This window comes from Corynebacterium sp. HMSC055A01 (assembly GCF_001809405.1).
GTDB lineage: Bacteria > Actinomycetota > Actinomycetes > Mycobacteriales > Mycobacteriaceae > Corynebacterium > Corynebacterium hesseae.
Window position 1 is genome coordinate 101,810 of sequence record NZ_KV797536.1, and the last position, 15,232, is coordinate 117,041.

The following is a 15,232-nucleotide window of genomic DNA, read 5'->3' on the forward strand; positions in this document are numbered from 1 at the left end:
GGTGGGTGACCTTGCTAACGTCCGCGACCTGATAGTGCCTCCCAGCGGCGGGGACGATAGACTTTGGCCCTATGAATCCTGAAGATCTTTCCGTCCTGATCAAGAACACCGCTGCCGCCGTGCTCACCGAGCATGAGCTAGACGCCTCAGTCCTGCCAGAGACCGTGACCGTGGAGCGCCCGCGCAACCCGGAGCACGGCGATTACGCCACTAACCTGGCCCTCCAGGTGGCTAAGAAGGCTGGCGCCCAGCCGCGCGAGTTGGCGCAGTGGCTTGCCGATGCCCTCGCAGGCAACGACGCCATCGATGAAGCGTCCATCGCGGGCCCGGGATTCCTCAACATTCGCCTCGCTGCCGCCGCACAAGGTGCCATCGTGGCGCAGGTTCTTAACGCCGGCTCAGAGTTCGGCAGCAATTCCACCTACCAGGGCAAGAAGATCAACCTGGAGTTCGTCTCCGCGAACCCGACTGGTCCCATCCACTTGGGTGGTACCCGTTGGGCCGCCGTGGGTGACTCACTCGGCCGCGTGCTCGAGGCTTCCGGCGCGGATGTGACCCGCGAGTACTACTTCAATGATCACGGCGGACAGATCGACCGTTTTGCTCGCTCTCTCGTGGCCGCGGCCAAGGGCGAGCCGACCCCGGAGGATGGCTACGGCGGAGACTACATCAAGGACATCGCGCAGGCGGTAGTGGAGAAGAACCCCAGCGCCCTTGAGGGCAGCGATGCCGAGGTCCAGGAGAACTTCCGCGCTGACGGCGTGGAGATGATGTTTGACCAGATCAAGAAGTCCCTCCACGAATTCGGCGTGGACTTCGACGTGTACTTCCACGAGAATTCCCTCTTCGAATCCGGTGCCGTGGAGAAGGCTATCCAGACGCTCAAGGACAACGGCAAACTCTACGAAGCCGAGGGTGCGTGGTGGCTGAAGTCCACCGAATACGGCGATGATAAGGACCGCGTGGTCATCAAGTCCGATGGCAATGCCGCCTATATCGCCGGTGATATCGCTTATGTAGCCGATAAATTCGACCGCGGCCACGACTTGGCCATCTACATGCTCGGCGCTGACCACCACGGTTACATCGCCCGCCTGCGCGCCTCGGCCCAGGCTTTGGGTTATGACCCGGAGGCCGTCGAGGTGCTTATCGGCCAGATGGTGAACCTGGTCCGCGACGGTAAGGCGGTCAAGATGTCCAAGCGCGCGGGTACCGTTATCACCTTGGATGACCTCGTCGAGGCCATCGGCGTCGACGGCGCGCGCTACTCGCTGGTGCGCTCCTCCGTGGACTCCAGCCTGGACATTGACTTGGGCCTGTGGGCCTCCCAGTCGTCCGATAACCCGGTCTACTACGTGCAGTATGGCCACGCCCGCATCTGCTCGATCCTGCGCAAGGCCACGGACCTGGGCTTCGACACTGCCGCGCTTGGCGACGCCCCCCTCGACCTCCTCACCCACGACAAGGAAGGCGACCTTATCCGCACCCTGGGCGAGTTCCCCGAGGTTGTGGCCACCGCCGCCACGCTGCGTGAACCGCACCGCATCGCGCGTTATGCCGAGGAGCTCGCTGCCGTGTTCCACCGTTTCTATGACCAGTGCCAGGTGCTGCCGAAGGCAGGCGAAGAGACCGAGCCGATCCACTCCGCACGCCTTGCCCTGGCTGCAGCCACCCGCCAGGTCATGGCGAATGCCTTGACCATGGTCGGGGTCAGCGCGCCGGAGAAGATGTAAGAAAAGGTATCGATGACTGATTTCAATTCTCTTCCGGCCCACGTGTGGCCGCGCAACGCCGCTCGAGACTCTAATGGTGTGGTCTCGATTGGCGGTGTGGCTCTGACCGAGTTGGCCGCAGAATATGGCACCCCGCTCTACGTCTTCGACGAGCAGGACTTCCGCTCGCGCTGCCGGGATATGGCCCAAGCCTTCGGCGGGCCCGACCACGTGCACTATGCCTCCAAGGCCTTCATCACCAAGCGCATCGTGCGCTGGGTAGATGAGGAGGGCCTGTGCCTCGACGTGGCCTCCCTCAATGAGGCCAAGCTGGCGCTGGCCGCAGGTTTCCCGGCGGAGCGCATGACCGCCCACGGCAACAACAAGGAAGACGAGTACCTGCAGCTGTGCGTGGATAAAGGTATCGGGCACGTCGTCCTCGACAACGAGGAGGAGCTCTCGCGCCTCAATAGCATCGCGGCGTCCGCCGGCCGCGTGCAGCCAGTGATGATCCGCGTGAAGCCCGGCGTGGATGCACATACCCACGAGTTCATCGCCACGGCGCACGAGGATCAGAAGTTCGGCATTTCCCTGTCCACCGGTGCCGCCTTCAACGCCGCGCAGAAGGTGCTGGAATCCGCCAACCTTAAGCTTGTGGGCCTGCACTGCCACGTGGGGTCTTCGGTGTTTAATGCTGATGGTTTCAAGCTGGCCGCCGAGCGCGTGCTCAGCCTGTACAAGCGCATCCACTGCGAGCTCGGCGTTGCCCTCGAGGAGCTGGACTTGGGCGGCGGCTTCGGCATTCCCTACATGGAATACGAGGAAGCGCTCGACGTCGCCACGCTGGCCAAGGATCTGCTCGACGCCGTGGAGCGCACCGCCACCGAGCTCGACATCACGCCGCCCTTCGTACTGGTGGAACCCGGTCGCTCCCTGGTGGGTGCCTCTGCGGTCACCGTGTACCGCGTGGGCACGGTCAAGGATGTGGAGACCGGCAAGGCGGATCTGCCGATGCGCCGCTACCTCTCCGTGGACGGCGGCATGTCCGATAACATCCGCCCAGCGCTTTATGGCTCGGAGTACGACGTGCGCGTGGTCAACCGCCGCACCCGGGGCGAGCCCGTGGATTCGCGCATCGTGGGCTTCCACTGCGAGTCCGGTGACATTCTGGTCAACGAGCGCCGTTTCCCCTCGGATATCACCACCGGTGATCTCCTCGCCTTCGCCACCACCGGCGCCTATCAGTACATGATGGCCTCGCGCTATAACGGTGCTCTGCGCCCGGCGGTCGTGTCCGTGCGCGACGGCAAGGCCCAGCTCATGCTGCGCCGGGAGACGGTGGAGGACTTGCTGGCGTTGGACGTCGATTAGCGCGGCGTTGTCACAGCTCACCGTATTTTATTCACTATGACATGGCCGGTCGCGCCCAGTGCCGGCCATTTTGTATAGAAATAGACAGCTCGTTCTGTATAGTGATGGGCTAACACGTAAGAATCAAACGCAACATCAACAAAGGGACACCATGACGACGAACCGTAGCAAGAAGCCCGAAGGCGAACCAGTAGGTATTGCGCTGCTTGGGTTTGGCACCGTAGGCGCCGAGGTTTTCCGCCTCGTGCAGGAGAATGCGGACGCTTTTGCGCACCGCATCGGCGGCCCGGTGGAGATCCGCGGCGTAGCCGTGCACAACAAGAACAAGCTTCGTCCGGGCGTGCCGAAGGAGCTGCTGACGGACGACGCCAAGGCGCTCGTCCTGCGCGATGATATCGATCTCGTCGTCGAGGTTATCGGCGGCATTGACTTCCCGCGCGAGCTCGTCCTTGCCGCCCTTAATGCCGGTAAATCCGTGGTCACCGCTAACAAGGCCCTCGTGGCCGCGCACGCGGATGAGCTGGCGGAGGCTGCTGAGCGCGCTGACGTCGACCTCTATTTCGAGGCCGCCGTGGCTGCTGCCATCCCGGTCGTCGGCATGCTGCGCCGTTCCCTGGCCGGTGACAAGATCCAGCGCATCTCCGGAATCGTCAACGGAACCACCAACTTTATCTTGGACGCCATGGAGACCACCGGCGCCTCCTACGAGGACGCGCTGGCTGAGGCCACCCGTCTGGGCTACGCCGAAGCCGATCCCACCGCGGACGTGGAGGGCCACGACGCCGCCTCCAAGGCCGCCATCCTGGCTTCCCTGGGGTTCTACACCCGCCTGACCTTCAACGACGTCTATTGCGAGGGCATTTCCAAGATCACCGCCGATGATATTAAGGCTGCCAACCAAGCCGGTTATTCCATCAAGCTGCTCGCTATTTGTGAGCGCTTGGTTGATGAGGAGACCGGTGAGGAATCCGTCAATGCCCGCGTGCACCCGACTTTGGTCCCGAAGGATCACCCGTTGGCGTCGGTTAGCCAGTCCTACAATGCCATCTTCGTCGAGGCGGAGGCCGCCGGTTCCCTGATGTTCTACGGCAACGGTGCCGGCGGCAACCCGACGGCTTCGGCTGTGCTGGGTGACGTCATCGGCGCCGCACGCAACATTGTCCACGGCGGCCAAGCGCCGGGGGAGAACACCTACGCCAACCTACCTATTGCGGAGTTCGGAGAAGTGGAAACTCGTTATCACATCGACATGGAAGTTGAAGACCGCACCGGCGTGCTTTCTGCCATCTCCGGTGTCTTTGCCCGCCACGGGGTCTCCCTGCGCACCGTGCGCCAGGAGGACGGCGATGCCACCGCTCGCCTCATCGTGGTGACCCACGCGGCGAAGGAAGCGGTGCTCGAAGATATCGTCGCCGCCCTCGGCGAGCTCGATGAGGTTAAGGCCGTTCACTCCGTCATTCGCCTGGGCGTATAGGGACTCAGAGAGAACAATGAGTATCGATATCGAAGTAGGCACCAAGGTCACTGTCCAGGTTCCGGCATCCTCGGCCAACCTGGGCCCGGGCTACGACACCCTGGGTATTGCGCTGAGTCTCTACGACACCGTGGAGGTGGAAGTCACCCGCTCCGGCCTGGAGGTGGAGATCTTCGGCGAGGGCGCAGACGAGCTGCCGCGCGATGGCTCTCACCTCGTTGTCAAAGCCATCCGCTCAGCGCTGAAGGCTGCCGACGTGGAGGTTTCCGGCCTGCGCGTGGTGTGCACGAACAACATACCGCAGTCCCGTGGCCTGGGCTCCTCGGCGTCCGCCGCGGTGGCCGGCGTGGCCGCGGGCAATGGCCTGGCGGGATTCCCGCTTTCGGAACAGCAGGTTGTGCAGCTGTCATCTGCCTTCGAAGGCCACCCGGATAACGCCGCGGCCTCTGTGTTGGGCAACGCCGTGGTCTCTTGGACCACCGTGCCTGTCGACGGCCGCTCGCTGCCGGAGTACCGTGCCGCGACCTTGGACGTGCACCCGAGCATTAAGGCCACGGCCTTGGTCCCGGATTTCCATGCGTCGACGCAGGCCGTGCGCCGCGTGCTGCCCTCGCACGTCACGCATGCCGATGCCGCCTTCAACGTCTCCCGCACCGCAGTAAACGTGGCGGCGCTGACCACCTACCCGGACCTGCTGTGGGAGGGTACCCGCGACCGCCTGCACCAGCCCTATCGCGCTGATGTCCTGCCGGTCACCGCGGAGTGGGTGAACCGCTTGCGCAACCGCGGCTACGCCGCCTATCTCTCCGGCGCTGGCCCCACCGTCATGGTCCTGCACACCGAGCCCATCGAGGAGGAGATCCTCGATGATGCCCGCGGGCAGAACCTGCGCGTGCTGGAGCTGGAGGTCGCCGGGCCGGTCTCCGTCGAGCGCGGTTAGCCTAGCTAGCTGCTCTCTTCCACATCGATTCGGCACACGCCGTTTCCGGCTTTAGGAATGAGCTTCAGGCTAAGCCGCCCGCCGGAATCGGCAGCCGCTTGATCTAGGTAACCATCATGGATGGCGCAGACGAAGGGGGAGGGCTGAATTCCGGCCGTGACGAACGGGCAGGCGTGGAGTTGCACTGTGGTGCGGCCTTCCTCGGCGAATTGCTCCACCGAGGTTACCGGGTCAAAGCCCATATCGCGCATCGTCCGGTAGAGCGGTGCCAGTGCCTCAGCACCGCGGCTGTTCGCCGTGGCTTTAGCCCACGCGCGGCCGATCTCTCGTGCTTGCTCGGATGAAAAGTCATTGAGCTGCTCTTTATCCGCCAGCGCTGTGACCAAGACGCTAATCAGCGTGACGTATTCCTCCGCCACCGAACGGTTGTCGGGTACTCGTACTTGGAAGATCAGGGAGGGGCGCCCGCGCCCGTGCGCTGGGGCGGTAACTACCCGCACCGCGCCGGCGTTAACGAGCTCATCAAGGTGGCCGCGCGCGGTGTTAACGTGCATCCCCAGTTCCTGTGCAATCTCGGCGGCACGTGCTCCTTGCGGGAATGTCTGCAGGGTTGAGAGAACCTCGCTCTGTTTGGGGGAGAGCTTCATCGTGTCAGGAAACAGCTCAGTAGACGAGCGCGGGCTATGCGCAGATGACGTAGACATAAACGGCCTCTCCTTGGACAATGCTACGAGGATCTTACATCTGCTCGCAGCTCTTCCCCTATTTCAGCGCATAAAGCCTTAAAGCAGCGGAATCGAGGAACACAGGCACAACCTCACCGGGGGCCTTGCTGTGTGCCGGTTGGTCTAGAGTCACCCGTTGGCCATCGATCTCCACCAGGGTTGAGCTGCCCAAGTCAGCAAGAATTGTGGCGCTCAGCGCCCCGGCGTTGTCGAAGTTCAGTGCGCTCTGGGGGAAGGCCGCCCAGTGGTCACCGCTGCGAGCAGGAGTGAACACTCCATCGCGGAGGCTACCCCGTAGCAGATTGACGCCTGATAGCTCCGCCATGAAATGAGTGGTGGGCTGCTCCAGTAGCTGATCCACGGGTCCTTGGGAGATGACCTCGCCGGCTTCCATCACAGCGATGTCATCCGCCAGCGTGGTGAGGTCCACGCGGTTGTGAGTGACAATGATGGTGGTGCGGTCGGCCGCCGAGAGGCGCAACAGGTGGCGCCACCGGGCGGCTGATTCGACGTCCATGGCGGCAAAAGGCTCGTCCACGACCAAGACCTCTGGGCTCGCCGCAAGTGCGCGCAGGAGGGCAACCTGCGCGGCCTGCCCGCCGGAAAGCTCGGAAACATGGACCAGCTCCTGCAATCCAGCTGCGTTCAGCAACTCCTGGGTCCTTTGTGCATCCTTGGTCACCATGGTCAAAGCTTGTTCCACGGTGGCAGTGGGTGGTAGCCCGGGGTCCTGGGAGAGCATGACCACACGCTCGGCATTTGTCTGGGCTCCCTGCAAGCGTCCGCTAATGAAACGCATCAACGTGGTCTTTCCCGCGCCGTTGGGGCCAACCACCGCGGTCACGCGCCCGCCACGGAACGTCGTGGTGGTGTCGCCGACCGTGGCTAAGAGATCGCGGGGAGAGTCCTGCGGGGAGGTCATCGTGCGGAGCGCAACCGGGTCCATCGGCTGCAAAGCGCGCACAGCTTGCTCGCGGCGGCGGCGCAGCAGCAGAGGAATTCCGGCCGCGGTGAGCGTGAGGATGGCTATCCCGATCAATACGGCCGACAGCGCATAGGCATTGTCCGCGCTGACCTCACGCTCAAGGTAGATGCCGCTGGGCATGGTTCGGGTAGAACCGGGCAGGGATCCGGCGAAGGTGATCGTCGTCCCGAATTCACCCAGCGAGCGGGCGAACGCCAGAGCACCGCCGGTGAACACGGCAGGGAGGATTGCGGGCAGGATGATGCGCCGAAGAATGGTTCCTGTGCTCAGCCCGATGCCCCGTGCGCTGGCGACGACTTCGGGGTCGAGCTGCCGCAGCGCAGAATCCACCGCCACCACCACGAAGGGCAGGGTGACGAATAAGTGAGCTGCCACAACACCGGGAAAGGCGAAAGACACGTGCAGCCCAGCCTGCTCCAAAACCGGGCCAAGCAGTCCGCGGCGCCCGAGCAGCGCGGTGAGCGCCAACCCGCCTACCACGGGAGGCATGGCCAAAGGGAGGTAAACCACCAGCCGCACGAGGTGAGACACACGGCGTAGCTGCTGGAGCCACAGAGCCAGACAGGTGCCCAGGATCGTGGATAGCAAGGTAGACAACGCCGCCGCGGAAAGGCTGACGCGGAGAAGGTCATGGGTCGCTGGAGCGCTCAGCGTGTCGGCGAGGTTCGGCCAGGGAACTCGCAGCCCGAGGGCGAGCACCGGGGCAAGGATGTAGACCGCAGCGAGCACGCCGGCGGCGATGACCGGCCACGTTGTCCGCGGGCGCTGTTCGTGCAAAATCACGCGTGACACTTAGTCCACCGGGGTAAAACCGAATTTTTCCCAGGTGTTGTCAAAATCCGAGTCGAGGAGGTTGAGGACATCCTGAGCTTCGTCGTGTCGGGGTGAATCAGTTACCACCGCGCCCATGATCTCGTTACGGAAGTCTTCCGCGTGGTCCAGCGGAATGGCCTCGACGTCCTCGCTAGCGGCGGCATCGGTGGAATAGACCCACCCGGCGTCCGCCTCACCGGAGGCGACCTTACCCAGGACGTCAGCTACCTGTCCCTCCAAGGAGGAAGCGTGCAGGTCCCAGTTGTTGGCCTCCATGATGCGCGTAGAGATGGCGCCGCAGGGCACGCTTGGGTCGCAGAGCACGAGGTGTGCTGAGGGATCCAGGTCGGCCGCGGAGCGCAGTCCCAAGGGATTGCCCTTCGGCACGACCATGACCATGACGTTGCTGGCTAGGGTCACGGGGGTGTCGACGGTGCCCTGAGCGGTCGCATCATCCATGGTCTCCCGGGAAGCCGTGAGGAGCAGATCTGCGGGAGCGCCTTCATCGATTTGCTGTACCAAGGCAGAGGATCCGCCGTTGTTGAACGCCAGCGGGGTTTCAGACGCACTGGAGAGTTCGTCGTTGAGCACACGGGTGGAGGATGCGGCAAATACCTGCAACGGCTCGTCGGAGCTCGAGGTGCAGCCGGCCACTGTCAGCGCGGCGGCGAGAACAGAGACAGCAATTTTCAAGCGGCGCATGGTCAGTTACGTTACGGCATCTTTACGCGGTCCGCGTGAATTTAATATGGACTTCCTTTGGTTCCTTCTTGAGGTATTCACGGTCGAAGGACTCTTCGCGCTGGTCCACCTCTGTGAGCAACGGAAGCGGGTCGTGTGGAGCAATGAGAATCATGGATTCGCCCACGTTGAGGGTGCCCAGGGCTCCATGGATGGCGCCGTGGCGCACTGCATGAGGGATTTCGGACGCGTTAAGGGTGGGAATGTCGCGGCCCTTGGAAGTGTCGACAAGCGGCAAGTTCATTGATGGATTCCTTTCGAGTTCTAGGGCGGCGGGCGTTGCTGCCCGTGCAACTAATTTACTACGATTATATCCGTGCAAATAAGTATGTCAGATATGTCTCTGCGTGATGTCTCCCTGGCTTCGCGCCGGCGCTGGCACACCCTTGCCTTTAGTCTCGTCGCGCTCTGGATCACGGTCGGCGTGGGAATCACCGTGGCAAGTTTTTGGGGAGCACCCGTCGTGTGGTGGGACCTCATCCACCCATTTACCCTCGGCGCGCTGACTACCGCCATCCTCGTGTTTAGCACCCACTTCACGGAGGCGCTCACCCGCACTCCGGCCGCCGGTTTCCGCGGGGTGGGCGCGCGGGTAGGCCTGGTTCAGGTGGGGCTGGTTCTTCTCCTTGTTGATCGCGCGGGCTATGACTGGGGCGTGCTCTCAGATAGCGGCTCCGCACTGGTCATCGTTGCCGTTGCGTGGCACCTGTGGGCGCTGTGGACCACGCTCCGGGGCTCTTTGTCTGGTTCTTTCGCCGTGACCGTGCCTTTTTATCTGGCGGCGGCCTGCTTCATGGTGTTCTCGGTGCTACTGGTCATTCTGGCTGCGCACGGGGTAGGGAATTACTCGCTGTTGGTGGCCGCGCACTCACGCGGGATGGTGTGGGGCTTCGGCCTGCTTACCATCCTGGGCACGGTCATCACGCTGTTGCCCACGTTGACCCGAACCCCAATCTCAGCGGTTGCGCGGGCGCGGTGCAGCCGGGCTTTGACCGTGCATTGCGTGGGGCTGGGGGTGGCCATGCTTGCCGACGCCTCCGGGCTCACCCGCGCCGCCGGCATGGCGCAGCTGCTCACCGTGCTTGCTGCCGTGCTCATCATCCAGCCAGTGCTGGCCGGCGCGCTTGGTGGCGAGAAGACCACGGCTAGTGTGTCCGCGATGGCGGGGCTGGTGTGGATGGTGGCTCTCTGCGCTGGTGACGCCGCAGCCACCATCGCAGGGGCCTACCCACGCGCGGTGACGTTACTGCTCATGCCGGTGTTTCTTGGCGCCGGCCTGCTGCAGCTGGTCACCGGGGTGCTCCATCACATGCTGCCCATCCTGGCGGGTGCGGCCCGTCCCGCGCACGGGCATGTTGCTGGGTTCCTGCGCGTGGCGCTCATTAACGTGGGCGGTGTGCTCAGCCTCCTCGGCATTGCCGGTGTGTCTGTGGTCGGGCTTATCATGATGGGGCTTGGACTCATCGCCAATAGTGCGGCCCTGGCATGGGCCGTCGCATCATCTCAAGGAGAAGTTCATGTCAAGCGTGCCCGTTAAGAAGGAGCATTCCGAAAAGAAGTGGGCGTCCTGGCTCATCATCATCGTCGCGCTCCTCGCTGTCATTGGACTGGCTGTGTTCAACTCGACCACAGGCAAGCAGGACCCAGCTACGGTGGCATCCGCCGACGCCGTGACTGTTGACGTCTCCGTGGACGGCATGGCTTTTGTCCCGTCCTCCATTAACGTGGCAGCGGGCAGCCACCTCGTAGTGAATTTCACCAACACCGGTGACCAAGTTCATGACCTGAAGATTGGGCGCGAGGAGACGGGCCGGGTGGAACCGGGCGAGACGGTGCAGCTCGATGCTGGAATCATCGAGGAGTCCGTGGAGGGCTATTGCACGATCGCCGGGCACAAGATGCAGGGCATGACGTTCATGGTTAACGTCGGGGAGTCAGCCTCCGGCGAAAATGATCACGCGGGGGCGTCGGCAAGCACGGGCTCCGCAGGTGCCCCGGCGACGGTACCCTCGGCTGCCGAGCGCATGGCAGCCCGCGAGAACTTTAAGGCTTTTGATGCCTCCCTTGCCCCCGCCGAAGGGGACCTCCATGAGGAAACGTGGGTGATGACCGAGGAAGAAGTCGAGGTTGCCCCAGGCGTGCGCCAAACCCGGTGGCTTTTCAACGGGCAAGCACCCGGGCCGACCTTGCGCGGCAAGGTGGGGGATAGATTCCGCATCACCATCAAAAACGAGGGCTCGATGGGGCACTCGGTGGACTTTCACGCGGGTGAGGTCAACCCGGATGAGAACATGAAGACGATCCAGCCGGGTGAATCGCTGACCTATGAATTCGTGGCACATAGGGCGGGTATCTGGATGTATCACTGCTCGACCATGCCGATGAGCCTGCACATTGCCAACGGCATGGCGGGAGCGGTCATCATCGATCCTCGCGGGGAGGACGCGCTGGCAGACGTCGATGCGGAGTACGTCATGACGGCGAACGAGGTCTTTCTAGCCTCTGCGGGTAAGGAAGCTGAGGGCGCTAACGCGCAGCGCGTCAGCGACGGCGACTATGACCTCACGGCCTTCAATTACTATCCCAACCAGTATGATGTTGCTCCGCTGCGCGCCAAGGTGGGCGATACCGTGCGCATCTGGGTGGTCAACCTCGGCCCGGATCTGCCGTTGAGCTTCCACGTCGTGGGCGAGCAATTCGACACCGTGTACAAGGAAGGCGCCTACCTGATTAAGGGCGCGAAGGATTCCGGATCCCAGGCGCTCGACCTTCTACCTGCCCAGGGCGGATTCGTGGAGATGACCTTCAACGAGCCGGGCACCTACTCTTTTGTCAACCACCTCATGACGAACGCGGAGAAGGGCCAGCACGGCCAGATTATCGTTGAGTAGCAAGGCGCTCGCGCCGTAGACGTAATTCGTCCAAGGTGTCGATATCGCGTACTGCGTGCGTTGCCTCGACCTCGGCGATGGTGCCCGCGAGCCTCAGTAAGTGCATGGCCGGCTTGTTGCGTGGATCTCCGAGCTCCTCCAGCGCGCGGGTGAGGGCCTTAGTGCGCCACAGCGCACACAGCGGTTGTAGGCTCCCGTCGAGGGTAGCCACAGCGACATCCGCGCCCGAGCTAGCCAGAGACTTGTGGAGGGCGGGCAGTACCTGCGGGGAATCCGGGGCATCGACGGCAAAGATTGCTGTGGTAGTCCTCGCGTCACCAGCCAGTGCGGCGTGGCCCGCGGCGATACCTGCAGCTGGCCCGCCGAAGAGGGGGCTTTCGCACACCTGGGGCATGCCCAAACGATAGGGCGAGACAACCGCTACCGGCGCGCCATAAGGAAGCTGGCGCAGTAGCCGGTCGATGAGGCGTTCACCGGCAAGCCTCACGCTAGCCTTGTCCACGCCTCCCATGCGCTGGCCGCGCCCGCCGGCCAAAACAATGACACCTGGCACTTTGCTTAACCTTTCGTTCCGGGCAGCTCGCGGGACCAATCACCGGAGCGGCCCCCGGACTTCGCGGTGATGCCGCAGCGCCGGATATAGGCGGAGCGGTCGACGCCTTTGACCATGTCAATGACCGCCAAGGCGGCGATGTTCACCGCGGTGAGCGCCTCCATTTCCACACCGGTGCGGTCAGCGGTGCGCACTGTGGCTTCGATGAAGACGTGGTCTTCACGCAGCTCAATGTCCACCGCACAGCCATGCACCCCAATGGTGTGGGCCAACGGAAGGAGATCGGGAACCTTCTTGGCCGCCGCGATGCCAGCCACACGCGCAACCGCAAGCACGTCCCCCTTAGGCACGGTTCCCTCCCGCAGCGCGGTGAGAACTTCTGGTGAGCACGCGACCTCGCCTTGGGCGGTAGCGGTGCGTACCGTGGGCTGCTTTTCGGTGACGTCCACCATATAGGCGGAGCCGGCGTCGTTGAGGTGAGTGAACTTCATGTCTAAACAGGGATCCTTTCCTAGCGTGGACCTAGCCTAGCTGACGAAGAGTGGACCGATCTGGGTGTTCAGATGCGCGATCTTTGGCAGCATCGGAGGGGTGGGGGATGTGGAGGTGGATTGTGAAGCTAGTAGGGGTAGACGGTAAGCTGCTCGCCGGCGGCGACCGGACTCGTCAGCAGCGCAAAGCCGTGTGTGCCCGGAAGGGCGGCAACGTGGTGGCTGCGCATACGCGGACCCGGCGGTGGGCTTGCAGTAATGGATTCCGCCATGGTGATGGAGCACGGCTGAATGAGCGGGTGGTGAGGTTCGGGGAAGTCCGCACCGGCGACGGCCGTGAGGCACGGCCGGTCCTTGACACCCATGGGGCGGGGCAGTCCGCGCAGAGAGCGCAGCAGTTGGGTGAGGTAGAGGTGTGCGGAGACAAACGCCGCCACCGGGTTGCCCGGCAAACACACCACGGGGATACCGTCCCAGAGCGCATGGCCCTGAGGCGCGCCGGGCCGTTGGTTGACGTGGCCGAACCAGTAAGAATCGCGTTCCACGGCATCCTCAATCACGGCGCGGACTACGTCAAAGGCGCCGGCCGAGACACCGCCGGTGGTGACAATGAGATCGGAATCCGCAACGGCCGCGTTGAAGCGACGGCGTAGCTCAATGGGGGAATCTCCACAGACCGTGCGGGTGATCTCGCAGAGAGCGGTGGAAGAAATAAGGGCTTCAAGCATGGGCCCATTCGAATCGGAAAGCTGGCCGTTGATCAGCTCCTCACCCGTGGCAATGATGGTCACTCGTGGGATGCGGTGAACCACGGCGCTGTCAACACCGGAGGAGAGGGCGGCGGCGATAAGGGGGGCGTCGACAAGCGTGGCAGAACCGGCGAGTTGGTGGCCGGCGTCGATGTGGGAGCCGCGCCGCCGTATATGGTTACGGTCGGGCAGGTGGTGCACCGTGACGGTTTCAGGCACAGGTCCGGGCCCCGGGGACACATCGGTGTTTTCTACTGGTATGACCAGGCCATCAAAACCCTCCGGAACCTCCCCGCCAGTCATGATTCGCACCGCGGTCCCAGGACGCGGGACCTGGGCGGGTGAGCCTGCTGGGACATCACCTATAACAGGCAGCGTGAATGGGGTGGTTAAGTCATCAGGTGACGCCGGAGTTGGGACAAGGAAGCCGTCCATCGCCGAATTATCCTGCGGCGGGAGGGAAAGACGGGCGAAGAGTGGCTCGGCCAGAACGCGGCCTTGTACAAGGGGAGCGCGTTCCGCAGGCAGGGCGCGAACCAATGCGTGGAGGCGGTCGAAATACTCCTCGATGCTTAAGTCAGTCCCAGTGCTTGTCATTGCACCCAATCTAGCCGCCGATGGCGGACATCGGGCGATCGGGCTGGAGAAATCCTTCATCATCCACACCATGGCCCGGCAGCTTCTTCCACATTTCGCCCGCCCACGCGGCGGCGAGTTCCGCGTCGCTAGCGCCGCTGCGCAACAAGTCCCGCAAGGACGTCTCTGAGTTTCCAAATAAGCAATTACGTACAGCGCCGTCCGCGGTGAGTCGCGTGCGGTCGCAATTGCCGCAGAAAGGCCTTGTCACGGATGCGATGACGCCGATTCGGCCTACCGGTATTAAGCCATCGCGCGATTGTGCGTTCCACAGCGCGGCGGGGGCTGAGCCGCGGGGACCCTGCACAGGTGTGAGCTCGAATTCTTCACCCAAACGAGCCAAGATATCCTCCGCGGTCACCATCCGGGAGCGATCCCATTCTTCGCGTGGGCCCAGCGGCATCTGCTCGATGAAGCGCAGCTGCGCGCCTCGCTCGAGGCAGTAGCGTGCCAAGGGGACGATGTCCTCTTCATTTACTCCGGGCATAACTACGGCATTAACTTTGACCGTGCCCAGACGCCCTTCGCGGTGGGCGGTTGTGGCGGCTTCGATGGCGGCGAAGACATCGCCGAGCCTGTCGCGCCGGGTGAGGCGGGCGTAAAGCTCAGGATCAATGGTGTCTAGGGAGATATTGACGCGGTCCAGCCCCGCCTCAATGAGATCGTCCAGGCGGCGGGGGAGTCCCAAGCCATTGGTCGTCAGTGCGGTGGCGGGGGCCAACTTTTCGTCTGTGCGTAGCTGTGTGGTGGCGGCGATAATCTTCTCTAGCGACTTGCGCAGCAAAGGTTCGCCGCCGGTAAAGCGCACCTGGCGGATGCCCAAATGGGTTACGGCAATCCTGATGAGGCGGATGGTCTCGTCGTCGCTGAGCGTCTGTGCAGTGGGCATCCACTCGAGGCCCTCGGCGGGCATGCAATACGTACAGCGGAGGTTGCAGCGATCGGTCAGCGAGACTCGAAGGTCGCGCGCTTGGCGTCCATAACGGTCGAGCAAGTCGCGGCGACCATCGCTTAATGCAGGCGGCAGGTCCGGAGGCGTTGCGTCGGCACCGCCGCGGGTGGAACCGCGCGGGGAGGGCGTAGGCAGAAAGACGCGATCAGACATTAACCACACTTTAGCCGGAGTAATAGCAGATCTATAGTCGCTCGGC

14 protein-coding genes are annotated in these 15,232 nt (G+C 63.2%); 6 read left to right on the forward strand and 8 right to left on the reverse strand.

Annotated elements, in window-relative coordinates:
• Positions 1–71 precede the first annotated feature (71 nt).
• The 4 genes from argS (at position 72) to thrB (ending at position 5,497) form a co-directional block, all read left to right on the forward strand.
• A complete protein-coding gene (gene argS, locus HMPREF2604_RS02535; RefSeq protein WP_070563001.1) occupies positions 72–1,733 on the forward strand; it encodes an arginine--tRNA ligase in 1,662 nt (553 codons plus the stop codon).
• A 12-nt stretch (positions 1,734–1,745) separates the two neighbouring features.
• Positions 1,746–3,083 carry a diaminopimelate decarboxylase gene (gene lysA / locus HMPREF2604_RS02540; RefSeq protein WP_070563004.1) on the forward strand — a complete coding sequence of 446 codons (1,338 nt, stop codon included), beginning with the start codon at positions 1,746–1,748 and terminating at the stop codon, positions 3,081–3,083.
• A 151-nt stretch (positions 3,084–3,234) separates the two neighbouring features.
• Positions 3,235–4,557, forward strand: a complete 1,323-nt coding sequence (locus tag HMPREF2604_RS02545; RefSeq protein WP_070563008.1) for a homoserine dehydrogenase — start codon at positions 3,235–3,237, stop codon at positions 4,555–4,557.
• A gap of 16 nt (positions 4,558–4,573) precedes the next feature.
• Complete coding sequence (gene thrB / locus HMPREF2604_RS02550; protein WP_070525147.1) at positions 4,574–5,497, forward strand: homoserine kinase; 924 nt, start codon at positions 4,574–4,576, stop codon at positions 5,495–5,497.
• A 5-nt stretch (positions 5,498–5,502) separates the two neighbouring features.
• On the opposite strand, the gene HMPREF2604_RS02555 is transcribed toward thrB, so the two are convergent.
• The 4 genes from HMPREF2604_RS02555 to HMPREF2604_RS02570 are packed head-to-tail and all read right to left on the reverse strand — an operon-like array spanning position 5,503 to position 9,005.
• On the reverse strand, positions 5,503–6,201 hold the full coding sequence (locus tag HMPREF2604_RS02555) for a helix-turn-helix transcriptional regulator (protein WP_046648916.1): 699 nt from the start codon (positions 6,199–6,201) through the stop codon (positions 5,503–5,505).
• Between the two features lie 58 nt (positions 6,202–6,259).
• Positions 6,260–7,990 carry an ATP-binding cassette domain-containing protein gene (locus HMPREF2604_RS02560; RefSeq protein ID WP_246818361.1) on the reverse strand — a complete coding sequence of 577 codons (1,731 nt, stop codon included), beginning with the start codon at positions 7,988–7,990 and terminating at the stop codon, positions 6,260–6,262.
• A gap of 9 nt (positions 7,991–7,999) precedes the next feature.
• Positions 8,000–8,722, reverse strand: coding sequence for a molybdate ABC transporter substrate-binding protein (gene modA, locus HMPREF2604_RS02565; RefSeq protein ID WP_070563013.1), 723 nt, complete (start codon positions 8,720–8,722; stop codon positions 8,000–8,002).
• 22 nt (positions 8,723–8,744) lie between these two features.
• A complete protein-coding gene (locus tag HMPREF2604_RS02570) occupies positions 8,745–9,005 on the reverse strand; it encodes a DUF2249 domain-containing protein (protein WP_070563016.1) in 261 nt (86 codons plus the stop codon).
• Between the two features lie 93 nt (positions 9,006–9,098).
• Between HMPREF2604_RS02570 and HMPREF2604_RS02575 the strand changes: the two genes are divergently transcribed.
• The gene (locus HMPREF2604_RS02575) at positions 9,099–10,298 is read left to right on the forward strand and encodes a beta-carotene 15,15'-monooxygenase (protein ID WP_070563019.1); all 1,200 of its coding nucleotides are present in this window, start codon (positions 9,099–9,101) and stop codon (positions 10,296–10,298) included.
• A complete protein-coding gene (locus HMPREF2604_RS02580; protein ID WP_070563023.1) occupies positions 10,279–11,652 on the forward strand; it encodes a multicopper oxidase domain-containing protein in 1,374 nt (457 codons plus the stop codon). The genes HMPREF2604_RS02575 and HMPREF2604_RS02580 overlap by 20 nt, the downstream gene beginning before the upstream one ends.
• Here the strand turns inward: HMPREF2604_RS02580 and HMPREF2604_RS02585 are convergent.
• From HMPREF2604_RS02585 to moaA, 4 genes are all read right to left on the reverse strand, one after another.
• On the reverse strand, positions 11,639–12,205 hold the full coding sequence (locus HMPREF2604_RS02585; protein ID WP_070563026.1) for a molybdenum cofactor guanylyltransferase: 567 nt from the start codon (positions 12,203–12,205) through the stop codon (positions 11,639–11,641). The two genes, HMPREF2604_RS02580 and HMPREF2604_RS02585, sit on opposite strands and share 14 nt — an antisense overlap.
• 5 nt (positions 12,206–12,210) lie before the next feature.
• Positions 12,211–12,696: a cyclic pyranopterin monophosphate synthase MoaC gene (moaC, locus tag HMPREF2604_RS02590; protein WP_070563029.1), complete on the reverse strand. Its 486-nt coding sequence runs from the start codon at positions 12,694–12,696 to the stop codon at positions 12,211–12,213.
• 128 nt (positions 12,697–12,824) lie between these two features.
• Complete coding sequence (locus HMPREF2604_RS02595) at positions 12,825–14,042, reverse strand: molybdopterin molybdotransferase MoeA (RefSeq protein WP_070563033.1); 1,218 nt, start codon at positions 14,040–14,042, stop codon at positions 12,825–12,827.
• Between the two features lie 10 nt (positions 14,043–14,052).
• Entirely contained in the window at positions 14,053–15,186 is a 1,134-nt protein-coding gene (gene moaA / locus HMPREF2604_RS02600) for a GTP 3',8-cyclase MoaA (protein ID WP_070525164.1), read from the reverse strand.
• Positions 15,187–15,232 lie beyond the last annotated feature (46 nt).